The sequence below is a fragment of the Shinella sp. BE166 genome (genome assembly GCF_051201095.1).
Classification (GTDB): domain Bacteria; phylum Pseudomonadota; class Alphaproteobacteria; order Rhizobiales; family Rhizobiaceae; genus Shinella; species Shinella lacus.
Map to the genome: position 1 here is coordinate 93,275 of NZ_JBPEHL010000011.1, position 23,684 is coordinate 116,958.

Consider the following 23,684-nt stretch of genomic DNA (forward strand, 5'->3'; position numbering starts at 1 on the left):
AACGGTTAAACAGCTTCCGCCCCCGTTGCGGTCAAAAAGAACGAGAGGGGTTCCGACAATGTCCATCAAGGCGCGCGCCACCGGCGCATTGCTTGCTGCAATTCTTTCGACAACCGCCTTCCACGGCGCCTTCGCGGCCGACGACACGATCAAGGTCGGCATCCTGCATTCGCTTTCCGGCACCATGGCGATCTCTGAGACGACGCTCAAGGACGCCATGCTGATGCTCATCGAGGAGCAGAACAAGAAAGGCGGCCTGCTAGGCAAGAAGCTCGAAGCCGTCGTGGTCGATCCGGCTTCCGACTGGCCGCTCTTCGCCGAGAAGGCGCGTGAGCTCGTCTCGGTCAACAAGGTCTCGGCCGTGTTCGGCTGCTGGACCTCGGTGTCGCGCAAGTCGGTCCTGCCGGTCTTCGAAGAGCTGAATTCCATCCTCTTCTACCCCGTCCAGTATGAGGGTGAAGAAAGCCAGCGCAACGTCTTCTACACGGGTGCCGCACCGAACCAGCAGGCGATCCCGGCCGTCGATTACCTCGCCGAGAACGAAGGCGTCGAGCGCTGGGTTCTGGCCGGCACGGACTATGTCTATCCGCGCACGACCAACAAGATCCTCGAAGCCTACCTGATCTCCAAGGGTGTGAAGCCCGAGGACATCATGGTCAACTACACGCCCTTCGGCCATTCGGACTGGCAGACGATCGTCTCCGACATCAAGAAGTTCGGCTCGGCCGGCAAGAAGACGGCCGTCGTCTCCACCATCAACGGCGATGCCAACGTTCCCTTCTACAAGGAACTAGGCAACCAGGGCGTCAAGGCGGAAGACATTCCGGTCGTCGCCTTCTCGGTGGGTGAGGAAGAGCTCGCCGGCCTCGATACCGCGCCGCTCGTCGGCCATCTGGCCGCCTGGAACTACTTCCAGTCCGTCGACAACCCGGCGAATGCCGAGTTCATCAAGACGTGGAAGGCCTTCACCAAGAACGACAAGCGCGTCACCAACGACCCGATGGAAGCCCATTATATCGGCTTTGCCATGTGGCTGAAGGCTGTCGAAAAGGCCGGCACGACCGATACGGACGCCGTGCTCGACGCGATGATCGGCGTCTCCGTGCCGAACCTCTCGGGCGGCTTCTCCACCATGATGCCGAACCACCACATCACCAAGCCCGTGCTGATCGGCGAAATCCAGGCCGACGGCCAGTTCGAGACCGTGTGGCAGACTTCCGGCCTCGTCGTCGGCGACGAATGGTCGGACTTCCTGCCCGACTCCAAGGACCTGATCGCCGATTGGCGCAAGCCCATGGAATGCGGCAACTTCAACGTCGCCACCGGCAAGTGCGGCGGCAAGGGCTCCTGATCCTCACAGCAACCGCATCGCGTCCCGGCGTTCCACGCGCCGGGATGTTTCCCTTTCCTGACGACCAGTGCTTCGAGGCCATGAGATGCACACGCGGCTCATCCATCGTTTCCTGCAATGCCTGCTCATCGCCGTCTGCGTGATGGTGACGCTGCTCGCCACCGACCTTCGCGCGGCAGACGACCTGCGCAGCATGGTCAATGCGCTGGGCGGCGGCAATTTCCAGGAAAACCAGAAACAGGTCGAAGCGCTGGCGAAGACCGGCGATCCGAAGATCGTGCCCGCCCTTGAGGCGCTCGCCGAGGGCGATCTCTATCAACGCAAGGCCGACGGCACCGTCTTCATCGTCAAGCCGGCCGGCGCCAATTTCGCGCTCGTCGATGCCCTGACGGGCGATGCGGCCGGCGAGGAAGCCAAGGCCGCGCTCGAAAAGGTCAAGGTCAACAACGGGCTGCGCCGGGTGATCCGCGCCGCGCTCGGCGGCCTGACGCTGATGAGCCCTGACACGTCCGTGCGCCTTCAGGCCGCGAGCACCATCCTGCGCACGCCATCCGCCGATGCGCTCGAAGGGCTGGACGCCGCCCTTGCCGCGGAAACCGACGGCGCGGTCAAGGCCGTGCTCGAAAAGGCCCGCGCCGCCGCCATCCTGGTGTCCGATCGCCCGGTGGAGGAGAAGAAGGCGGCCGTCGCGACCGTGGTTCAGACCGGCGGGCGCGACTCGCTGTCGCTGCTCTCCGGCGCGCTCACATCCGCCGATGAAAGTCTGCGCCCCGATATCGAGGCCGGCATCCGAGAGATCGAGGACCAGCTTGAGCTCTGGGCCGGCGCGCAAAACATCTGGTACGGCCTGTCGCTCGGCTCCGTGCTGCTGCTCGCCGCGATCGGCCTTGCCATCACCTTCGGCGTGATGGGCATCATCAACATGGCGCATGGCGAGATGGTCATGCTCGGCGCCTACACCACCTTCGTGGTGCAGGCCTATATCCGCGCCGCCTGGCCGGGCCTGTTCGAATGGTCGCTGGCGATTGCGCTGCCGCTCGCCTTCCTCGTCACCGGCGCCGTCGGGCTCGTCATGGAGCGCGGCATCATCCGCTTCCTCTACGGCCGGCCACTCGAAACGCTGCTCGCCACCTGGGGTGTCTCGCTCATCCTGCAACAGGCCGTGCGCTCCATCTTCGGCCCGACCAACCAGGAGGTCGCCAACCCCTCGTGGATGTCAGGCGCCTTCGAACTCGGCGGCCTCACGGTCACCTGGAACCGCATGTGGATCATCGTCTTCTCGCTCGCCGTCTTCGCCTTCCTGCTGTTCCTATTGAAGAAGACGCCGATGGGCCTGCAGATGCGCGCTGTCACGCAGAACCGCCGCATGGCCTCCTCCATGGGCATCCGCACGCCCTGGGTCGATGCGCTGACCTTTGCGCTCGGCTCCGGCATCGCGGGCATTGCCGGCGTGGCGCTGAGCCAGATCGACAACGTCTCGCCCAATCTTGGCCAGGGCTACATCATCGACAGCTTCATGGTCGTGGTCTTCGGCGGCGTCGGCAATCTCTGGGGCACGCTGGTCGGCGCCTTCACGCTCGGCATCCTCAACAAGTTCCTGGAACCCTATGCCGGCGCGGTGCTGGGTAAAATCCTCGTGCTCGTGCTCATCATCCTCTTCATCCAGAAGCGGCCGCGCGGGCTCTTCGCACTCAAAGGCAGGGCGGTGGAAGCATGATCACCTCGTTTCTCGCAAAAGCCCTCGGGCGCAACATCGTCATCACGGTCGCGATCCTGCTGGCGCTTGCCGCCGTCATCCCGGCGCTCAACCTGCTGACGGCGCCCGAGCACCCGCTGCATGTGCCGACCTACATCGTCTCGCTGTTCGGCAAATACCTCACCTATGCGCTGCTGGCGCTGGCGCTCGATCTCGTCTGGGGCTTCTGCGGCATCCTTTCGCTGGGACACGCTGCCTTCTTCGCGCTCGGCGGTTATGCCATGGGCATGTACCTGATGCGCCAGATCGGCGCGCGCGGCTCCTACGGCAATCCGCTGCTGCCGGATTTCATGGTCTTCCTCAACTGGAAGGAACTGCCCTGGTTCTGGCAAGGCTTCGACATGTTCTGGTTCGCCGCGCTGATGGCGATCCTCGTGCCCGGCCTGCTCGCCTTCGTCTTCGGCTGGTTCGCCTTCCGCTCGCGCGTCAATGGCGTCTACCTCTCGATCATCACCCAGGCGATGACCTTCGCCCTGCTGCTCGCCTTCTTCCGCAACGACATGGGCTTCGGCGGCAATAACGGCCTCACCGATTTCAAGGACATTCTGGGTTTCAACATCCAGTCGAACGGCACGCGCTCGGCGCTCTTCGCGGCCTCGGCCATCGCGCTCGCCCTCTCGCTCATCATCACGTCGGGCATCGTGCGCTCGAAATACGGAAAGATCCTCGTCGGCGTGCGCGATGCGGAAAGCCGCACGCGCTTTCTCGGCTACCGCGTGGAGCACATGAAGCTCTTCGCCTTCGTGGTCTCGGCCATGATGGCGGGCGTCGCCGGCGCGCTCTACGTGCCGCAGGTCGGCATCATCAATCCGGGCGAGTTCGATCCGGCCAATTCCATCGAGGTCGTCATCTGGACGGCGGTCGGCGGGCGCGGCACGCTGATCGGCCCGATCGTCGGCGCCATCCTCGTCAACGGGGGGAAAAGCATCTTCACCGCCGCCTTCCCGGAATTCTGGCTCTTCGCGCTTGGCGGGCTGTTCGTGCTCGTCACGCTGTTCCTGCCCAAGGGCATCGTCGGCACCGCGCGGCAATTTTTCGAGCGACGCAGGGACTATCGCAAGGCAAAGGCCGTCGAAGAGGCGCGCGCCTTTGCGGCGGCAGAACCCCAAGCGGCGGAGTAGATGGCATGAACACGCTCGCAAGCAACGCAAAACCCACCAGCATCCTCTATCTCGACGGCGTCTCCGTCTCCTTCGATGGCTTCAAGGCGCTGAACTCGCTCTCCTTCGTCATCGAGCCCGGCGAGCTTCGCGCCATCATCGGCCCGAACGGCGCCGGCAAGACGACGATGATGGACATCATCACCGGCAAGACGCGGCCGGATTCCGGCGAGGTCTTCTTCAAGGGCACGATCGACCTCACCCAGAAGGACGAGGCCGAAATCGCCCAGCTCGGCATCGGCCGAAAATTCCAGAAGCCGACGGTGTTCGAAAGCCACACCGTCTGGGACAATCTGGAACTGGCGCTGAACCGCAACCGCGGCGTCTTCTCCACGCTGTTCTATCGCCTGACCGCCGAGGACAAGGCGCGCATCGAGGAAATCCTCTCGACCGTGCGCCTGATGAACCGCAAGGACGACTTTGCGGCGAACCTCAGCCACGGCCAGAAACAATGGCTGGAGATCGGCATGCTTTTGGCGCAGGAGCCGGAACTGCTGCTGGTCGACGAACCCGTCGCCGGCATGACGGATGCCGAAACGGCGGAGACGGCGATCCTGCTCAAGGAGATCGCCAAGACGCGTTCGGTCGTCGTCGTCGAGCACGACATGGGCTTCATCCGCGATCTCGGCGTGAAGGTGACCTGCCTTGCGGAAGGCTCCGTGCTGGCGGAAGGCTCGATCGATTTCGTCAGCGCCGACCAGAAGGTCATCGAAAACTATCTGGGGAGGTGAGGGTGTATTCGGTGTTCTTGTCGTTGGAATTTGCGGCTGTGATACCCCCCTCTGCCCTGCCGGGCATCTCCCCCACAAGGGGGGAGATCGGCAAGTGGCAGACGCTTTGCTCCCACGCGACGTTCGTAAAGGGCGAGGCCTCGCCCCATCCAATCTCCCCCCTTGTGGGGGAGATGCCCGGCAGGGCAGAGGGGGGTGATACGGCCTCCACCACCACAGGAGCCCAAGCATGCTGACCGTCGAAAAAGCCAACCTTCACTACGGCGCCGCCCAAGCCCTTCGCGGCATCTCGCTCACCGCCGAAATGGGCAAGATCACCTGCGTGCTCGGCCGCAACGGCGTCGGCAAGTCCAGCCTCTTGCGCGCCATCACCGGCCAGCACCCGCTCTCCGCCGGCACCGTCACGTTCAACGATGTAAAGCTCGACGGCATGGCGCCCTACAACCGGGCCAAGCACGGCATCGGCTATGTGCCGCAGGGGCGAGAAATCTTCCCGCTGCTCACCGTGAAGGAAAACCTCGAATCCGGCTACGCCCCCGTGAAGCGGTCGGAACGTTTCATCCCGAACGAGATCTTCAGCCTCTTCCCGGTGCTGCAATCCATGCTCGGCCGGCGCGGCGGGGATCTCTCCGGCGGCCAGCAGCAGCAGCTCGCCATCGGCCGGGCGCTGGTGACGCGGCCCAAAATCCTCGTGCTCGACGAGCCGACCGAGGGCATCCAGCCGTCGATCATCAAGGATATCGGCCGGGCGATCAAATATCTGCGCGATTCCACCGGCATGGCCATCCTGCTCGTCGAGCAGTACCTCGATTTCTGCCGCGAGCTTGCCGACCACGTCTACATCATGGATCGCGGCGAGATCGTGCATGAGGGCGCCGCCGAGACGCTCGACACGCCGGAAGCCCGCCGGCACCTAACGGTATGAGGGTTACTTCACCGCGCTCTTGATCTCGTTGCGCAGGTCGCGCGCCTTCAGGAAGTTCGGGTTGAGCCGCAGGGCGTATTCCAGGTCTGCCAGCGCCTTCGCCGTCTCGCCCTTCTTGTGGTAAGCGGTGGCGCGGCCGTAATAGGTTTCCTCGTCGTCGAACTTCAGCTTGATGGCCGTGTCGAAATCGGCGATAGCCTCGTCGTAGCGTCCGGTTTCCACCAGCACGATGCCGCGATTGTGCCGGGCGTTTCTTTGCCGCGGGTTCAGCGCCAGCGCCTGGTCGAGGTCCGCCATCGCCTCCTTGAGCTTGCCGTCGCGCCGGTAGACTTCCGCGCGGTTGTTGTAGGTGTCGGCATTCCTGGGATTGAGCGCCAACGCGGCGTTGAGGTCCGCATAGGCCTTGTCGAATTCGCCGAGCCGGTAGAGCGTGAAGCCGCGGGCCGACAGCGCCCCGTCATCCTTCGCATCGAGCGCCAGGGCCTTGTCGAAACTGGCGATGGCAAGCCGCCCCTCGCCGCTTTCCGATTGCGCCACGCCGAGATTGCGCAGCGAGACGACGCGGGCGGGGTCGAGGTCGAGCGCCCGGTTGAAATCCGCGATGGCCGCCGCGTAATCCCGCTTCCGCAGATAGGCGACGCCGCGCATGTCGTAATAGCCGGGGTTCCGGCCGTCGATCCGGATGGCTTCGTCGAGATCGGCGATGCCCGCGTCCACCTCTCCCATCTCCAGCCGGGTGGAACCGCGGCTTTGCAGGGTCTCGGCGCGGTGCGGTTCCAGCACCAGCGCCTGGTCGTAGTCGGCCATGGCGCGCGGAAAATCGCCCTTCATCGCATGGGCCGAGCCGCGCGAATTGTAGGAATTGGCGGTCGGCCGACGCAGGATCGCCTCGTCGAAATCGGCAATGCCCTTGTCGACATCGCCAAGCCGCACATGGGCGACGCCGCGGTTCTGGTAGGTGTCGGCGCGGGTCGGATCAAGCGTCAGGGCCGCGTCGAAATCCGGCACCGCCTTTGCCAGGTCGCCGGCCAACAGATAGGCCATGCCGCGGTTGTGGCGGGCGGTCGCGTTGTCGGGCACGAGGTCGATGACGGCCGTGAAATCGGCGATCGCCTTGTCGAATTGGCCCGCCTGCAAATGGAGCTTGCCGCGTTCGTTATAGGGGATGGCATTCTTCGGATCGAGCCGGATCGCCCGGTCGAAGTCGGCGATCGTCTGGCCGGCAGCGGCATTGCCGCCACTTTGCTGGGCCTCGGCGGCTGGCGAAAGCGCCAGCCAGAGCGCGATTGCGCCAATTGCAGCTTTCATGCCGATCCTCCGTTTACGGCAAGTTTCACGGATCGTCCGCCAGGCCCCCCGAATGATCCGGCCGGATGTTAGGACATTCCGAGCGGCTCCGCCGTGGCGAAGGTGCAACTGTTGCTGATGATTGTGCTCAGGACTCGCCCTTGGCGGAAAATTCCCGCCGCACGATGCCGTGGCGCTGGAGCTTGTCGTAGAAGGTTTTGCGCGGGATGCCGAGGGCCGCGATCGTCTCCTGCACGTCGCCGCCATGGGCCGAAAGCGTGTCGCGGATGATCTCCGCCTCCAGCCGTTCCAGCCGTTCGGGCAGCGTGCCGCCGGCATCGGCAACGGACGGGACGGGCGTGGCGGCCGAAGGCATCAGGCCCAGCACGGCGCGCTCGGCGAAATGGGAAAGCTCGCGCACATTGCCCGGCCAGTCGTGCTCGCGCAGATGGCGCAGGATTTCGGCCGAAAGCCCGGGCGCGGCGCGCTGGAAGCGCCGGGCGGCGCGCTCGGCGAAATAGCTGAAGAGCAGCGGAATGTCCTCGCGCCGCTCGCGCAGCGGCGGAATGGCGAGCGACACCACGTTCAGGCGATAATAGAGGTCCTCGCGAAAGGTCTTGCGCTGGGCGGGATCGGCAAGGTCCACCTTCGCGGCGGCGACGATGCGGATGTCGACCGGCCGCACCTCGTTGGTGCCGAGCGGCGTCACCTCGCGCAGCTCCAGCACGCGCAGCATCTGGATCTGCGTGGAGAGCGGCATGCTTTCCAGTTCGTCGAGGAACAGCGTGCCGCCGCTCGAATGTTCGATGCGGCCGATACGCTTCTTCTGCGCGCCGGTGAAGGCGCCGGGCTCGTGGCCGAAAAGCTCGCTCTCGATCACCTGTTCGGGCAGGGCGCCGCAGTTGAGCGCCACGAAATGGCCCTTCGCCCTGCGGCTCCAGCCGTGCAGCAGGCGGGCGACCACCTCCTTGCCGCTGCCGGTCTCGCCGGTCACCAGCACATCGACATCGGTATCGGCGATCTGGCGCAGCGTCTGGCGCAGGCGGTCCATCACCGGCGTCTGGCCGATCAGCGGAAAATCGTCCTCCGCCTGCCGGGCGGCCTCGCGCAGGCGGCGGTTTTCGAGAACGAGGCCGCGCTTTTCCGCGGCGCGGCGCACGCACTGGATCAGCCGCTCTGCCGGGAAGGGCTTGGCGATGAAGTCGTAGACGCCATCCTGGATCGCCTTGACGGCGGTCGGAATATCGCCGTGGCCGGTGACGAGGATCACCGGGATTTCGGCGTCGAGGGCCTGGATGCGCTCGAAAAGCTGGAGCCCGTCCATGCCCGGCATGCGGATATCCGAGACGACCACGCCGGCAAAATCCCGGTCGAGCATGCCGAGCGCCTCACTGGCAGCACCGAGCGGCGAGACATCGAAACCCGCCAGTTCCAACGTCTGGGCGGTGGCGCGCAGGAGCTGCCGATCGTCGTCGATGAGGAGCACGGGCGTCGTCATGCCGGCGCCTTTCTGAGATGGACCTTGAAGCAGGCGCCGCGCTCGCCCGTCTCCACCTCCAGCCGACCGCCATAATCGGAAACGATGTCCTTGGCGATGACGAGGCCAAGGCCGAGGCCCTTTTCCTTCGACGTGTTGAAGGGCTCGAACAGCGAGCCGAGGATGGCGGGCGACAGGCCGGGGCCGTTGTCGGCCACCGCGATGACCACCTCGCCATTCGGGACGACCGACACATCGACGCGGCCGTCTGCCTGGTCTTCCACGGCCTCCAGCGCGTTCTGGAAGAGGTTGATGAACACCTGCTCCAGCCGCAGCCGGTTGCCCATCACGCTCAGCCCATCCGGCAGCGGCGCGATGATCAGGCGTTCCAGCCGGCCGGTAAAGCGGCTGCGCAGCAGCATGATCGCGCCGTCGACGACATCGCGCAGCGCCACCGGCTCCTCACCGGAGCGGCCCTTGCGGGCGAGCGCCTTGAGGTCTTCGGTGATCGTCGCGATGCGGTCGGTGAGGTCGGCGATGAGACCGAGATTTTCCAACACCGGCTCCGGCTTGGCGCGCGCCAGGAAGACCTTGGAATTGTCGGCATAGGCGCGGATGGTGGCGAGCGGCTGGTTGATTTCATGCGCCACGCCCGCCGCCACCTGGCCGAGAATAGCGAGGCGGTTCGCCTGCACGAGATCCTGCTGCACAGCCTGCAGCTTCGTCTCGGTCTCGCGGTGATCGGCGATTTCGGCTTGCAGGTGGTCGCGGGCGAGGCTCAAGTCGCGGGTGCGCTCGATCACGCGGCGTTCCAGCTCCTCGCGCACCGCCTGGTCGCGGGCGATGGTGGCGAGCGCCATCTGGCGCCGGCGCAGCCATATGGCGGCGGCAAGCGTGATCGCGCCAAGCGCCAGCACGGCCAGAAGCCGCGCCTCGCGCATGCTGGTCGCGACGGCATCGGCGACGGGCACCAGATATTCGAACTGCCAGGGCGTGGTGGCGACCGGCGTGGTGATGCGCAGATAGGCCTCCGCGCCCCCGCCCGGCTGCACGGCCCGGATGACGCGGCTGTCCGCCGTCTCCTCGAAGGGCAGCGGCGCCAGCGGCGCCTCGCCGAATTGCAGGCTTTCGCGAATGGCCGCGAGGCTTTCCGCCGGTAGCCGCTCGGTGGTCATGAAGCGCCAGGAGGGGATGCTGGTGATCAGCACCACATGGTCGGCATCGACGACATAGGAGGGGCGCTGCGTCTCGTGCCAGTCCCGTTCGAGCTGGTCGAACTCCATCTTGACGACGACGACGCCAAGCGGCGTCTCGGCCGGGCCGATGCGGTGCGAGATGTAGAGGCCGGGCCGCTTGCTGACCGAGCCCAGCGCAAAATGCTCGGCCGTTCCTTCCGCCATCGCGCGGGAAAAATAGGCACGGAAGGAATAGTCGTTGCCGACGAAACTCGTCGGCTCGCGCCAGTTGCTCGCGGATATCGCCACGCCCTTGGGGTCGATCACATAGATCACCGCGGCGCTGGTGCCGGCGACGAGGTCTTCAAGCTTGCGGTCGAGGAAGCTGCGCTTCGCCGGGTCGGCTCCCGCCAGCGCCTCCGTGACGTCCCGGTCGCGTGACAGCAGGAAGGGCAGCGCCCGCGGGCGCTCCAGCACCGCGCGCAGCAGCGCCACCTTGAGGTTCGCATCGGTGCGGCCCTGCGCCTCCAGCGTCGAGAGGGCAGCCGAGCGGCCATAGACCCCGGCGGCATAAAGCGCCGCGATCGACACCAGCAGCAGCACGAGGGCAAACGCCACCCATTGCCGCCGCGTCGCGCGGGAGAGGGTCTTCTGCGTGCTGGTTTGCGCGGGCGCGTCCATCGGGGATTTTGAGCATGAAACCGCACGACACTCAAGGATTTTCGTGCGGATATCCGCACAGACACGGATCGCGGCTCCTACCCCTCTAAAATAAAATCACGCTACTACAGACACTTACCGTCCAAAATGCGAACTGGCACGCCCCTTGCTAAGCTTGTGCCAGTTTCAGCAAGTCACCCTGGGAAGAGCCGGTTTTCCGGTTGGGGTGTAAAAGGAGGAAGTCATGCATATCCCGTCTGCAGACGCGCAACCGCGTGCCAAAATCCCGTTCTACCGCCACCTCTATGTCCAGGTCATCGTCGCCATCGTCGCCGGCATGCTGGTCGGCCACTATTATCCCGATTTCGGCGCCAGCCTGAAGCCGCTCGGCGATGCCTTCATCAAGCTCGTCAAGATGATCATCGCCCCGGTGATCTTCCTGACCGTTGCGACCGGCATCGCCGGCATGTCGGACCTGAAGAAGGTGGGCCGCGTCGCCGGCAAGGCGATGCTCTACTTCCTCACCTTCTCGACGCTAGCCTTGATCGTCGGCATGATCGTCGCCAATGTCATCCAGCCGGGAGCGGGCATGCATATCGATCCCGCCTCGCTCGATGCCAATGCGGTGGCGACCTATGCCTCCAAGGCGCATGAATCGACCATCACCGGCTTCCTGATGAACATCATCCCGCAGACCATCGTCGGCGCCTTCGCCGAAGGCGATATCCTGCAGGTGCTGTTCTTCTCCGTGCTGTTCGGCATCGCGCTCGGCATGGTCGGCGAACAGGGCAAGCCGGTCGTCGATTTCCTCCAGGCGCTGACGAACCCGATCTTCCGTCTGGTCGCCATCCTCATGAAAGCCGCCCCCATCGGCGCCTTCGGCGCTATGGCGTTCACCATCGGCAAATATGGCATCGGCTCGGTCGCCAACCTAGCCTTCCTGATCGCCACCTTCTACTTCACCGCCTTCGTCTTCGTCTTCGTGGTGCTGGGCGCGGTCGCCAAGTACAACGGCTTCTCGATCCTGGCGCTCATCCGCTACATCAAGGAAGAGCTGCTGCTCGTGCTCGGCACGTCCTCGTCCGAGGCCGCCCTTCCGGGCCTGATGCAGAAGATGGAACGCGCCGGCTGCAAGCGCTCGGTCGTCGGCCTCGTCATCCCGACGGGTTATTCGTTCAACCTCGACGGCACCAATATCTACATGACGCTCGCCGCGCTCTTCATCGCCCAGGCCGTCGATATCAACCTGTCGTTCGGCGACCAGGTGCTGCTGCTGCTCGTCGCCATGCTGAGCTCCAAGGGTGCCGCGGGCATCACGGGTGCAGGCTTCATCACGCTGGCGGCCACGCTCTCGGTCGTGCCCTCCGTGCCGGTCGCCGGCATGGCGCTGATCCTCGGCATCGACCGCTTCATGTCGGAATGCCGCGCGCTCACCAACTTCATCGGCAATGCGGTCGCCACCATCGTCGTCGCCCGCTGGGAAAACGAACTCGACGTCGAGAAGCTCAACGCCGCACTCAGCGGCGGCCGCGAGCCCATCGCCGACACGCCGGCGCTGCAACCGGCCGAGTGATCCTCAGCCTTTGGAGACACTTGCAACCCCGCGAAAGCGGGGTTGTCTTTTTTTTGGGGAAGGTCACGCCGAGCGGCGCAGCATCAGGTCCGATTTCAGGAGGATCTGGTCCTTGGCCGATGCGGGGTCTTCGGTGTCGCTGAGCTTGCGCAGGAGGAGCTCGATCGCCAGGCGGCCGATCTCGTTGTAGTTCTGCGCCACCGTGGTGATGGGCGGGCAGGCATATTGCGACAGGGGATGGTCGTCATGGCCGGCGACGCGCAGGTCGTAGTCGGCGCCGTGGCCGACCTTCAGCCCGCGCTGCCAGGCGGCCGCGATGACGCCGAAGGCGAGGCGGTCGTTGGCGCAGAGGATGGTGCGCGAGGCGAGCGCGTCGGGCTTTTCAAAAAGGCGGCTTGCCTCCTCGAAGGCGAAGCGCTCGAAATCCCAGGTCGTGGCGTTGGCGACGGGCAGGATATGTGGCTCGACATTCAGCCGCGCCATCGCCTCGCGATAGGCGCTGAGCCGGGTCGCGGCATTGGTGTTGACGTTGGGCATGCCGAAATAGCAGGGCGGCTCACCGGAGCGGCAGAGATAATCGACGATCAGCCCGAAACTCTGGCGGTTGTCCGTGCCGACGAAGGCGGAGGTCTCGTCGATCGGCGAATCGACATAAACCAGCGGGATGGACTGGCCGAGCTGCTCCAGTGTGGTCTGGCGCGCGCCCACACCGAGCGGCGCGATGATGGCGCCCGCCACGTTCATCGACTTGAAGGTCTTGATCGCATTGTCCTCCATCTCCTTGCGCCCATCCGAGGAGAGCACGAAGGCGAGGAAGCCGGCCTCGTTGGCGATGAGCTCGATGCGCCGCGTCAGCGCCATGTAGAAGGGATCGGTGGAGTTGGGGATGACCACGCCGAGGATGTTGGAGCGGCGGCGGTTGAGGTTGACGGCAAAAATGTTCGGCCGGAAGCCGGATTTCTTCAGCGCCTCCTCGATCGCGTCGCGCGTGCGCTTGCGCACGGAGGAGGGGTCGTTGAAGTATTTCGACACCGTGGGCCGGGACAGGCCGACGAACTCGGAAAAATCCTCCATTGTCCTGATCGACTTGGCCAAGCCTGGCGCTCCTTGCGGGTTCTGCTCTCGCCTTCTTAAAGCATTTCCGCTTTTCTCCGAATCGCGAAAACGCTTTATTCCTTTGTTTTCCGCAATTTCCGGCCTCAGTCGGCGACGAATTGCACCTTCATCGTGGCGGGGTCCGTCGGCTTCTTCGTGAAGAAGGGGAGAATGTCGGCAAGCGGCAGCCGGTGCGAGACGAGTTTCGCCATCCGGCCGTCGTCCCGCTTGAGGATATCCAGCGCATCGGGGATGTTGCGGTTCAGCGAATGCGAGCCGACGAGCTTCAATTGCCGGCGGAAGATCTCGAAGGGCGCCACGGAGATGCGGGCATCCGGCGCGCAGACGCCGAAGATGAGCGCCGTGCCGCCATCGGCGAGAAGATCGATCATGCCTTCCACGACGCTGGCAATGCCCGTCGCGTCAGCCACGAAATCATAGGAGCGCCGCTTGGCCGCCAGGTCCTCGGAACCGGAGACGATGCCGCCAAGGCCGAGTTCGGAGGCGAAGGCGAGGCGGCTTTCGTTGATGTCGGCGACCGTGACGTTCTCAGCCCCCTCCGCCTTCAGCGACAGCGCCAGGAACAGGCCGATCGGCCCGGCGCCGATGACCAGCGCGTCCTTGGGCATCGGCGCGCCGTGGCGCAGGCCCGCGGCACCCAGCCCGTTCAGCACGCAGGCGAGCGGCTCGGCAAGTGCTGCGACGGAATAGGGCATGTCGCCGATGCCGTGCAGGTGTTCGGCGCGCACCACGCTGTATTCGGCAAAGCCGCCATCGTGCGAGACGCCATAGGCCTTGAGGTCGCGGCAGAGATTGGTCAGCCCCTTGCGGCAGGACGGGCAGTTGCCGCAGGGCAGGTTGGGGTCGACGGCGACGCGGTCGCCGGTGCGCAAGCCGGTAACGTCGGCCGCAAGGGCCGCGATCTCGCCGGCATATTCATGGCCCGGCACCACCGGAAAGGCGCCGTCGCCGTAGCGCGCGTGCAGCACGTCGATATCCGTGTGGCAGAGGCCGGAGGCCTTGACGCGGATCAGCGCGTGGCCGGCGGGCAGGTCGCCGAGGTCGAGCTCGGCAAGCGCCGCCTCGCCCTTGCCGGTGAAGCGGATCGCCTTCATCAGCTCATCCAGTTCCCGCCGTCGACATTGTATGTCTGGGCGAGGATATAGTCGCTGTCCTTGGAGGCGAGGAAGACGGCGAGGCCCTTGATGTCATCCGGCGTGGCGAAGCGGCCGATCGGCACGGATTTCGCGACCGCGGCCTTCTTCTCGCCCGGCTTCAGCCCTTCCCATTCGGCGAATTTCGCGTCCACCACATCCCAATGCTCGCCATCGACGACGCCCGGCGCAATCGCATTGACGTTGATGCCGTGTTTGACGAGGGCAAGTGCGGCCGATTGCGTGGCGGAAATGATCGCGGCCTTGGAGGCGCAATAGAGCGTCACCAGCGCCTCGCCGCGCCGGCCGGCCTGGCTTGCCATGTTGATGATCTTGCCGCCGCGCCCGCGCGCGATCATGACGTTGGCCACCGCCTTCATCGTGAACAGCGGCCCCTTGAGATTGACGTCGAAGACACGGGCATAGCTCTCCTCGGTGATCGCCTGGATGGGCGCCATGTCGAAGATCGCGGCATTGTTGACGAGGATGTCGATGCCGCCAAAATCCGCGTCGATCTTTTTCACGACGGCGTCGATGTCGGCGAGGTTGGTGACATCGAGCTTGATGGCGCTGGCCGCAGGACCAATCGAGGCGGCCGCTTCGCTGGCGCGCTCCAGGTTGATATCGGCGATGATGACGCGCGCGCCCTCGGCCACGAAGGCTTCCGCAAAGCCGAGGCCGATGCCGCGTGCGCCGCCGGTGATGAGGGCTATCTTGTCCTGCAATCTCATGTGTCTCTCCATCCGGTCGCCTGGCGAGGCCGGTTCACAAGCATATTCTGGCATTCGAGAAACCCGGCGCCAAGGCGCCGGGCTTCCGGGAGGGCCCGCGGCCAGGCCGCAGGCTGAAACCCTACTTGATGTAGCCGGCGCGCGTCATGTCGCGCTCGACCTGGGTCTGCGAGGCGTCCAGCGCCGCATCCACCGTCTGCTGCCCGGCAAGTGCTGCGCTGATCTGCTGGCCGACGAAGGTGCCGATCGCCTGGAATTCCGGAATGGCGACGAACTGCACGCCGGTATAGGGCACCGGATCCTTGGTGGGCTTCGACGGATCGGCCGACAGGATCGCCTGCAGCACGGTTTCGGCGAAGGGTGCTGCCTTCTGGTATTCGGCAAGCGCATAGGTGGATTTGCGCGTGCCCGGCGGCACGGCGACCCAGCCTTCGCTTTCGCCGACCAGCTTCACATAGTCCTTCGAGGTCGCCCATTTCAGGAAGGATTTCGCGACTTCGGCCTTCTGCGAGGTTGCCGGAATGGCGAGGTTCCACGACCAGGACCAGCTCGATCCGTTGGCCGTCTCGGCCGTCGGCGAGCGGGTGAAGGCGATCTTGTCGGCGACCTGGCTCTGCTTCGGATCATAAACGCGGCCCGCCGCCGAGGTGGCGTCGATCCACATGGCGCAATGGCCGGTGGCAAACAGCGTCTGGTTTTCGTTGAAGCCGTTGGCGGTGGCGCCCGCCGGGCCATAGGTGCCGAGCAGCGCGACATAGTCGGTGATCGCCTTCTTCCATGGCTCGGAGTTGAGCTGCGGCTTCCAGTCCATGTCGAACCAGCGGCCGCCATAGGCGTTCACCATGGTGCCGACGAAGGCCATGTTCTCGCCCCAGCCCGGCTTGCCGCGCAGGCAGATGCCATATTGCTGCTTGTCCTTGTCGGTGAGCTTTGCGGCGAATTCCTTGATCTGCTCGTAGGTCGGCTGTTCCGGCATGGTGAGGCCGGCAGCGTCGAACAGGTCCTTGCGGTAGAGCGTGAACGAGCTTTCCGTGTAGAACGGCACGGCATAGAGCTTGCCGTCGACGGTCAGGCCCGCCTTGATCGGCTCCAAGAGGTCGGCGTAGTCGTAGTCGTCGCCGAGATCGTCGACCGGCGTCAGCCAGCCCTGCTTGCCCCAGATCGGCGCTTCGTAGCCGCCGATGGTCATGATGTCGAACTGGCCGCCCTTGGTGGCGATGTCGGTCGTCACGCGCTCGCGCAGCACGTTTTCTTCCAGAACGATCCAGTTGATCTTGTTGCCGGTTTCCTTCTCCCAGGCGGCCGACAGCTTCTGCATGATGATCATGTCGCCATTGTTGACGGTGGCGATGCTGATCTCCTCGGCCTGCGCCAGCCCGGCTGCAAGGGCAAATACGGCAGTCGACGAGAGAATGCGGGTAAGGGTCCTCATGAGTCCGTTCCTCCTTTACGGATGCACACGCATAAAGCTACATGCGTAAATTTTTATCAGACAAGACGGGGTAAGTTGTCAAGCGGCAAAATCGGCCGGTTTTTCACAGTTTGGCGCGGCCATTTTCTAAATATCTGATAATAAAGCAGTAATTTCCGTTCTATTTTGCAGCGCGGAATCTGATTTGCTGCGTTGCCGCATAATACGATGCTGAAGAATTGTTTACGCGCGTCAAATTACCTTGACTTTTCCATCACCAATCCGCACTCTCCGGGAAAGAATGGATGCGCCCGCAGGGAGAGATCATTGGCAGGAAAAAGCGTTTTGGCGCCGGAGGCCCTGGGGCCGACGGTCACGGTCGGCGAAATCCTCGTCGAAATCATGGCCACCACCATCGGCGCGGGGTTCCTGGCGCCGCAATCCCTCATCGGGCCGTTCCCGAGCGGCGCGCCGGCCATCTTCATCGACCAGGTGGCGAAGATCGGCGGGGCGGCGGGCATCGTCTCGGCCGTCGGCGACGACGATTTCGGCACGCTCAATGTCGCGCGCCTGCGGGACGACGGCGTGGACGTCTCCGCCATCGCCACCATCGCGGGCAAGCCGACCGGCAGCGCCTTCGTGCGCTATCGGCCGGACGGCGCGCGCGACTTCGTCTTCAACATCACCCATTCGGCGGCCGGCGACACGCGCATGACCGAGGCGGCGCGCGTCCTCATCGCGCGGGCCGGCCATGTGCATGTCATGGGCTCGGCCTTCGCCATTCCGGGCATTGCCGAAATCCTCCTCGAAGCAATCGCCGTGGTGAAGGCGCGCGGCGGTTCGGTCTCCTTCGATCCGAACATCCGCAAGGAGCTGGTGCAGGGCGAGGCAGGGCGCAAATTGATCGACGACGTGCTCGCCGCCACCGACCTGCTGCTGCCGTCGGGCGATGAATTGCTGGTCGCGGCCGGCGAGGCGACGGAGGCCGCGGCCGTCGAGCGCCTGCTGACGCTCGGCATTGGCGAGATCGTGCTGAAGCGCGGCAGCGAGGGCTCCAGCCATTTCAGCAAGGTGTTCGGCCGCGTCGATTGCGCCGCCTTCCGCGTCGAGGAAATCGACCCGACCGGGGCAGGCGACTGTTTCGGCGCCGCCTATCTCACCAGCCGCCGCGCCGGCCTGCCGCCGGCCGCAGCACTGCTTTACGCCAATGCCGCGGGTGCGCGCACGGTGACGAAACAGGGGCCGATGGAGGGTGTGTCCGGCAAGGCCGAACTCGACCGCTTCATAGCGGCCGCCGGCCGGGAGATCGCATCATGAGCACCATCCTCACTGGCCTCGCCGGCGCCCGCCGTGCGGGTCGTCCCTATGGCATCGCCTCCATCTGCTCCGCCCATCCGACCGTGCTGCGCGCCGCCCTGCGCCGTGCCGCCAAGAACGGCGGGCCGGTGCTGATCGAGGCGACCTGCAACCAGGTCAACCAGTTCGGCGGTTATACCGGCATGACGCCGGCCGATTTCATCGCCTTCGTCGAGAGCATCGCCCGCGAGGAGGGCGTCGCACGCGAGCAGATCCTGTTCGGAGGCGATCATCTCGGCCCCAATCCGTGGCGCAAGGAGCCGGCGGAGATCGCGTTGAAAAAGGCTGCAGACATGGTGGATGCCTACGTCGCGGCCGGTTTCACAAAAATCCATCTCGACGCCTCGATGGGCTGCGCGGGCGAGCCCGTAGCCCTCGACGACGGCACCGTGGCCGAGCGCGCCGCAGCCCTTTGCGCTGTCGCCGAAAAAGCGGCCGCACGGGCAGGTCTCGCTCCGCCCGTCTATATCCTCGGCACCGAAGTGCCGGTGCCCGGCGGCGCCGACCATGCGCTTTCGACGGTCGAGCCGACATCGCCCGCCGCCGCCCGCGAAACCATCGCCGTGCACCGCGCCGCCTTCGCCAAGGCAGGGCTCGACGCGGCCTTCGCCCGGGTCATTGCCTTCGTCGTGCAGCCCGGCGTGGAATTCGGCAGCGACAATGTCATCGCCTACGATCCACCGCGCGCCGCCGCCTTGAGCGCCTTGCTTAGCGAGGAGCCCGCGCTGGTCTTCGAGGCCCATTCCACCGATTACCAGACGGAGGCGGCGCTCGCCGCCCTCGTGCACGACGGCTATCCCATCCTGAAAGTCGGCCCCGGCCTGACCTTCGCCTATCGGGAGGCGCTCTATGCCCTCGACCTCGTCGCCTCAGACCTCGTGCCCGGCTACGGCGACCGTCCGCTCGCCAAGGCGATGGAGGCGCTGATGACGGCGGCGCCCGGCTATTGGAGCGGCTACTACCACGGTGACGAGACCGCGCTACGCATCCAGCGCCATTTCAGCTACAGCGACCGCATCCGCTATTACTGGACGCGCCCCGAGGCGGAAGCCGCCGTCGCGGCGCTGATGACGGCGCTTGAGGGCGTGCGCATTCCCGAAACGGTGCTGCACCAGTACCTGCCGCAGGTCGAGGGCACCAATGCCGGCGACATCCTCGTCGCCGCCGTGGACAGGGTGCTCGCCGTCTATGACGGTGCCTGCCGTCCGTAAAGCGCCAAACGTTGAACATGAAAAAGGGCGGCCGATTGGCCGCCCTTTTGCTGTTCGTTCCTACGTGTCGCCCGTCAGTGATGCGCGACCGCGGCGACCTTGGGCTCATCGCCTTCCATCGTCGACTTGCCGTGCTGCACCAACGGGCGGTTGCCCGTCAGGCGCCGCATCAGCACGTAGAAGACCGGCGTCATGAAGATGCCGAAGAAGGTGACGCCGATCATGCCGGAGAACACGGCAAGACCCATGGCGGCGCGCATTTCGGCACCGGCACCCGTCGACAGGACCAGCGGCACGACACCCATGATGAAGGCCATGGAGGTCATCAGGATCGGGCGCAGACGCAGGCGGCTGGCCTCGATTGCGGCCTGGACCGGCGTCCTCCCCTCGAATTCCAGCTCGCGCGCGAATTCGACGATGAGGATGGCGTTCTTCGCCGATAGTCCCACCAGCACCACGAGGCCGATCTGGGTAAAGACGTTGTTGTCCCCGCCCGTGTACCAGACCCCGGCCAAGGCCGCGAGCACGCCCATCGGCACGATCATGATGATGGCGATCGGCAGCGTCAGGCTTTCATACTGGGCAGCCAGAACCAGGTAGACCAGCAGCAGCGCCAGCGGGAAGACGAAGATGCTCGAATTGCCGGCAAGGATCTGCTGGTAGGTCAGGTCCGTCCACTCGAAATCGATGCCCGCAGGCAGCGTTTCGGCGGCGATCTTTTCGACCGCGGCCTGCGCCTGGCCGGAGGAGAAGCCCGGCGCCGGCCCGCCATTGATGTCGGCGGCGAGGAAGCCGTTGTAGCGCGTGGTGCGCTCCGGCCCCGTCGTGGCGTCGACCTTGAGGAGGGCCGCAAGCGGAATCATCTCGCCCGATTGCGACCGCACCTTCAACTGGCCGATGTCTTCCGGCTTGGCGCGGAAGGCGGAGTCCGCCTGCACACGCACGCTGTAGGTCCGACCGAAGGCATTGAAGTCGTTGACGTAGAGCGAACCCAGATAGATCTGCAGCGTCTCGAAGACATCCGTCACCCGCACACCGAGCTGTTGCGCCTTGGAGCGGTCGAGGTCGGCATAGAGCTGCGGCACGTTGATCTGGAAGCTGGAGAACAGGCCCGCCAGCTCCGGCGTCTGGTAGGCTTTCGCCAGGAAGGCCTGCGTTGCTTCATTGAGCGCGCCGTAACCGAGACCGGCGCGGTCTTCGATCTGGAGCTTGAAGCCGCCCGTCGTGCCGAGGCCGTTGACCGGCGGCGGCGGGAACATGGCGATGAAGGCGTCCTGGATGCCGGCGAACTTCTGGTTCAGCTGCATGGCGATCGCGCCGCCGGACAGTTCCGGCGTCGTGCGCTCCTCGAAGGGGGCGAGTGCTGCGAAGACGATGCCCGAGTTGGAGCCGATGGTGAAGCCGTTGATCGACAGGCCCGGGAAGGCGATGGCGTGCTCGACGCCCGGCTGTTCCAGCGCGATTTCGCTCATCTTCTTGATGACCTCTTCCGTGCGGTCGAGGGTCGCGCCGTCCGGAAGCTGGGCAAAGCCGATGAGGTACTGCTTGTCCTGTGCCGGCACGAAGCCGCCCGGCACCGCATTGAACACCGTGTAGGTGGCGCCGACGAGGGCAAGGTAGACGATCATGACCAGCGACTTGCGCGAGACGAGCCCGCCGACGCTGCGGCCGTAACCATTGGAGGCAGCACCGAAGAACCGGTTGAAGCCGCGGAAGAACCAGCCGAACAGGCCGTCCATGAAGCGCGTCAGCCAATCCTTCGGCGCATTGTGCTCCTTCAAGAGGAGGGCGGCGAGTGCCGGCGAGAGCGTCAGCGAGTTGATCGCCGAGATGACGGTCGAAATCGCGATGGTCAGCGCGAACTGCCGGTAGAACTGACCGGACAGGCCGCTGATGAAGGCGAGCGGCACGAAGACCGCGACGAGCACCAGCGCGATCGCGATGATCGGGCCGGACACTTCGCGCATCGCCCGATAGGTGGCTTCGCGCGGGGTGAGCCCGTTCTCGATGTTGCGCTCGACATTTTCGACGACGACGATCGCGTCGTCCACCACGATGCCGATCGCCAGCACGAGGCCGAAGAGCGTCAAGGCGTTCACCGAGAAGCCGAAGGCATACATCACCGCGAAGGTGCCGATGATGGAGACCGGGACGGCGAGCAGCGGGATGATCGAGGCGCGCCAGGTCTGGAGGAAGACGATGACGACGAGCACCACCAGCGCGATGGCTTCAAGCAGCGTATCGACGACCTTTTCGATCGAGGCGCGCACGAATTCCGTCGTGTCGTAGACGATCTCGTATTTCACGCCTTCCGGCATGGCGATCTGCAACTGGTCCATCGTGGCGCGGACATTGTCGGCGATCTCGATGGCGTTGGAGCCCGGCGCCTGGAGCACGGCGATGGCGACGGCCGGCTCGCCGTCGAGCAGCGAACGCAGCGTGTAGTCGGCTGCACCCAGTTCGATGCGCGCGACGTCGCGAAGGCGGGTGATCTGGCCTTCCGCGCCGGTCTTGACGATGATGTTGCCGAATTCCTCCGCCGTGCGCAGGCGCCCCTGGGCGTTCACGTTGAGCTGGAGGTCGACGCCGGTCGGCGTCGGCGAGGCGCCGATGATGCCGGCGGCGGCCTGCACGTTCTGCTCGCGGATGGCGTTGGAAATGTCGCTGGCGGCGAGCGCATGTTCGGCCGCCTTCTGCGGATCGATCCACACGCGCATCGCATAGTCGCCCGCGCCAAAAACCTGGACCTGGCCGACGCCCTCGATGCGGGCGAGGCGGTCCTTGATGTTCAGCGTCGCGTAGTTGCGCAGATAGGTGATGTCATAGCGGTCCGTCGTCGAGACGAGGTTGACCACCATGATGAAGTCCGGCGAGCTCTTGACCGTGGTGACGCCGAGCGCACGCACTTCCGCGGGCAGGCGGGGTTCGGCCTGCGACACGCGGTTCTGCACGAGCTGCTGGGCCTTGTCCGGGTCGGTGCCGAGCTTGAAGGTCACCGTCAGCGTCAGCACGCCGTCGGAGGTCGCCTGGCTGTTCATGTAGAGCATGTCCTCGACGCCGTTGATCTGCTCTTCAAGCGGCGTCGCGACGGTCTCGGAAATGACGACGGGGTTGGCACCCGGATAGGTGGCGCGCACGACGATCGACGGCGGCACCACCTCGGGATACTCGGAGATCGGGAGCGCCCGCATGCCGATCAGGCCTGCGACCACGATGAGGATCGACAGCACCCCGGCGAAGACCGGGCGATCGATGAAGAAACGGGAGATGTTCATGACTATACCCCTCTCCAGGGATGAACGGGCCTATCCGGCGGCGAACGCGCCGCCGGCAGGCATTGAAGTGTTGATTGTTTCTTTATGGCAGGGCGCCTTCAGCGCCCCGCCTGCTTCCACTTACTTCGCGGAGGCGACGTTTTCCTGGATCTGCGGGTCGACGACGACGCCCGGGCGCACGCGCTGCAGGCCGTTGACGACGATGCGGTCACCGCCGGCCAGGCCGCTTTCGACGACGCGGTCGCTGCCGGCAAGGCTGCCCAGAACGATCGGGCGGTAGGTCACCTTGTTGTCCTTGTCGACGACGAAGACGAACTTCTTGTCCTGGTCGGTGCCGATCGCCTTCTCGCTGACGAGGATCTTGCTTTCGGCCTTCGGCTCGCCCATGCGGATGCGCACGAACTGGCCGGGGATCAGCCTGCCGCCCGGATTGTCGAAGACGGCACGCACGGTGATCGTGCCGCTCGCCGCATCGACCTCGTTGCCGATGAGCTGGAGCTTGCCGCGGATCGGCGTGCCCTCGTCGGCCAGCGTGCCGACCTCGACCGGGATCTGCTCGATCGGCGGCAGCGCGCCGTCGGAGACCGGCAGGGTGGCGAGCGCCTTGGCGACGATCTCCTCGCTGACATTGAAGCCGGCATAGATCGGATCGACCGAGACCAGCGTCGTCAGCGCCGGCGAGGTCGAGCCGCCAGCGACGAGGTTGCCCGTCGTGATCTCGACACGGCCGGCGCGGCCGGAAACCGGGGCGCGCACTTCGGTGTAGCCGAGTTCCAGCTTGGCGGCGTGCAGCGTGGCTTCCGCCGTCTTCAGCGCAGCGCGGGCTTCGGCAAGCGCGTTCTGGCGCGTGTCGACGTCGCTCTGCGAGATGCTGTTGCTCTTGGCGAGGCGTTCGCCGCGCTCAAGCTCGGTGGTGGCGAGCTTCACCCGGGCTTCCGCCGAGGCGTACTGGCCTTCGGCCTGCGTCACCGCGGTCTTGAAGGGCTCCTGGTCGATGGTGAACAGCAGGTCGCCGGCCTTCACCAGCGCACCTTCACGAAAATTCACCGACTGGATGGCACCGGCGACGCGCGAGCGGATCTGCACGCGGTCGATCGCCTCCAGGCGGCCGGAAAATTCCTGCCAGGTCACCACGTCGCGGTTCTCGACCACGGTGACGGTGACCGGTACGGCCGGCACTTCCGCGGTCACGGTTGCTTCGGCCTGGGCGACGTTGCCCGGCAGTTGGAAGATCAGGGCTGCGGCGGAAACGGACACAGCTAGTCCCAGGCCGGCGCCCGTCAGGGCCCAGCGTTTGCGCTTCGACATCATGTTCTCTTCTCCTTGTGGCCTTCCAGGCCACGCTCTATCGGCTTG

Annotated in this window: 17 protein-coding genes; 8 read left to right on the forward strand and 9 right to left on the reverse strand. The window is 65.2% G+C overall.

Annotated features, from left to right (window positions below; genetic code table 11):
• Positions 1-58: 58 nt before the first annotated feature.
• The 5 genes from urtA to urtE all read left to right on the forward strand — a co-directional run bounded on the left by urtA (position 59) and on the right by urtE (position 5,923).
• Positions 59-1,351 carry an urea ABC transporter substrate-binding protein gene (urtA, locus tag J2Y63_RS23815; protein WP_023512565.1) on the forward strand — a complete coding sequence of 431 codons (1,293 nt, stop codon included), beginning with the start codon at positions 59-61 and terminating at the stop codon, positions 1,349-1,351.
• An 85-nt stretch (positions 1,352-1,436) separates the two neighbouring features.
• Entirely contained in the window at positions 1,437-3,068 is a 1,632-nt protein-coding gene (urtB, locus tag J2Y63_RS23820; RefSeq protein WP_435268107.1) for an urea ABC transporter permease subunit UrtB, read from the forward strand.
• Positions 3,065-4,228 carry an urea ABC transporter permease subunit UrtC gene (urtC, locus tag J2Y63_RS23825; RefSeq protein WP_435268108.1) on the forward strand — a complete coding sequence of 388 codons (1,164 nt, stop codon included), beginning with the start codon at positions 3,065-3,067 and terminating at the stop codon, positions 4,226-4,228. The genes urtB and urtC overlap by 4 nt, the downstream gene beginning before the upstream one ends.
• A gap of 5 nt (positions 4,229-4,233) precedes the next feature.
• The gene (gene urtD / locus J2Y63_RS23830; protein WP_435268109.1) at positions 4,234-4,998 is read left to right on the forward strand and encodes an urea ABC transporter ATP-binding protein UrtD; all 765 of its coding nucleotides are present in this window, start codon (positions 4,234-4,236) and stop codon (positions 4,996-4,998) included.
• A gap of 229 nt (positions 4,999-5,227) precedes the next feature.
• Positions 5,228-5,923 carry an urea ABC transporter ATP-binding subunit UrtE gene (urtE, locus tag J2Y63_RS23835; protein WP_435268110.1) on the forward strand — a complete coding sequence of 232 codons (696 nt, stop codon included), beginning with the start codon at positions 5,228-5,230 and terminating at the stop codon, positions 5,921-5,923.
• 3 nt (positions 5,924-5,926) lie between these two features.
• Here urtE and J2Y63_RS23840 read toward each other — a convergent pair whose 3' ends face one another.
• The 3 genes from J2Y63_RS23840 to J2Y63_RS23850 all read right to left on the reverse strand — a co-directional run bounded on the left by J2Y63_RS23840 (position 5,927) and on the right by J2Y63_RS23850 (position 10,543).
• A complete protein-coding gene (locus J2Y63_RS23840; protein ID WP_435268111.1) occupies positions 5,927-7,231 on the reverse strand; it encodes a tetratricopeptide repeat protein in 1,305 nt (434 codons plus the stop codon).
• Positions 7,232-7,358: 127 nt separating this feature from the next.
• Positions 7,359-8,708 (reverse strand): sigma-54-dependent transcriptional regulator, encoded by a 1,350-nt coding sequence (locus tag J2Y63_RS23845; protein ID WP_435268112.1) that lies wholly within the window; start codon positions 8,706-8,708, stop codon positions 7,359-7,361.
• Positions 8,705-10,543, reverse strand: a complete 1,839-nt coding sequence (locus tag J2Y63_RS23850; protein ID WP_435268113.1) for a sensor histidine kinase — start codon at positions 10,541-10,543, stop codon at positions 8,705-8,707. Before J2Y63_RS23850 ends, J2Y63_RS23845 begins: the two co-directional genes overlap by 4 nt.
• A 223-nt stretch (positions 10,544-10,766) precedes the next feature.
• Between J2Y63_RS23850 and J2Y63_RS23855 the strand changes: the two genes are divergently transcribed.
• Entirely contained in the window at positions 10,767-12,095 is a 1,329-nt protein-coding gene (locus J2Y63_RS23855) for a dicarboxylate/amino acid:cation symporter (protein ID WP_435268114.1), read from the forward strand.
• Positions 12,096-12,158: 63 nt separating this feature from the next.
• Here J2Y63_RS23855 and J2Y63_RS23860 read toward each other — a convergent pair whose 3' ends face one another.
• From J2Y63_RS23860 to J2Y63_RS23875, 4 genes are all read right to left on the reverse strand, one after another.
• Positions 12,159-13,169, reverse strand: a complete 1,011-nt coding sequence (locus J2Y63_RS23860) for a LacI family DNA-binding transcriptional regulator (RefSeq protein ID WP_435268221.1) — start codon at positions 13,167-13,169, stop codon at positions 12,159-12,161.
• 125 nt (positions 13,170-13,294) lie between these two features.
• Complete coding sequence (locus J2Y63_RS23865; protein WP_435268115.1) at positions 13,295-14,305, reverse strand: zinc-dependent alcohol dehydrogenase family protein; 1,011 nt, start codon at positions 14,303-14,305, stop codon at positions 13,295-13,297.
• Positions 14,305-15,075 (reverse strand): L-iditol 2-dehydrogenase, encoded by a 771-nt coding sequence (locus J2Y63_RS23870; RefSeq protein ID WP_435268116.1) that lies wholly within the window; start codon positions 15,073-15,075, stop codon positions 14,305-14,307. Before J2Y63_RS23870 ends, J2Y63_RS23865 begins: the two co-directional genes overlap by 1 nt.
• Positions 15,076-15,196: 121 nt before the next feature.
• Positions 15,197-16,507, reverse strand: coding sequence for an ABC transporter substrate-binding protein (locus J2Y63_RS23875; RefSeq protein ID WP_435268117.1), 1,311 nt, complete (start codon positions 16,505-16,507; stop codon positions 15,197-15,199).
• A 306-nt stretch (positions 16,508-16,813) separates the two neighbouring features.
• On the opposite strand from J2Y63_RS23875, the gene J2Y63_RS23880 reads away from it, so the two are divergent.
• Both J2Y63_RS23880 and J2Y63_RS23885 read left to right on the forward strand, forming a co-directional pair.
• A complete protein-coding gene (locus tag J2Y63_RS23880; RefSeq protein WP_435268118.1) occupies positions 16,814-17,803 on the forward strand; it encodes a tagatose kinase in 990 nt (329 codons plus the stop codon).
• Positions 17,800-19,053 (forward strand): D-tagatose-bisphosphate aldolase, class II, non-catalytic subunit, encoded by a 1,254-nt coding sequence (locus J2Y63_RS23885; RefSeq protein ID WP_435268119.1) that lies wholly within the window; start codon positions 17,800-17,802, stop codon positions 19,051-19,053. The genes J2Y63_RS23880 and J2Y63_RS23885 overlap by 4 nt, the downstream gene beginning before the upstream one ends.
• A gap of 74 nt (positions 19,054-19,127) precedes the next feature.
• Here the strand turns inward: J2Y63_RS23885 and J2Y63_RS23890 are convergent, their stop codons facing one another.
• Entirely contained in the window at positions 19,128-22,328 is a 3,201-nt protein-coding gene (locus J2Y63_RS23890) for an efflux RND transporter permease subunit (RefSeq protein WP_435268120.1), read from the reverse strand.
• A 120-nt stretch (positions 22,329-22,448) separates the two neighbouring features.
• Positions 22,449-23,639 (reverse strand): efflux RND transporter periplasmic adaptor subunit, encoded by a 1,191-nt coding sequence (locus tag J2Y63_RS23895; protein WP_435268121.1) that lies wholly within the window; start codon positions 23,637-23,639, stop codon positions 22,449-22,451.
• Between the last annotated feature and the right edge of the window lie 45 nt (positions 23,640-23,684).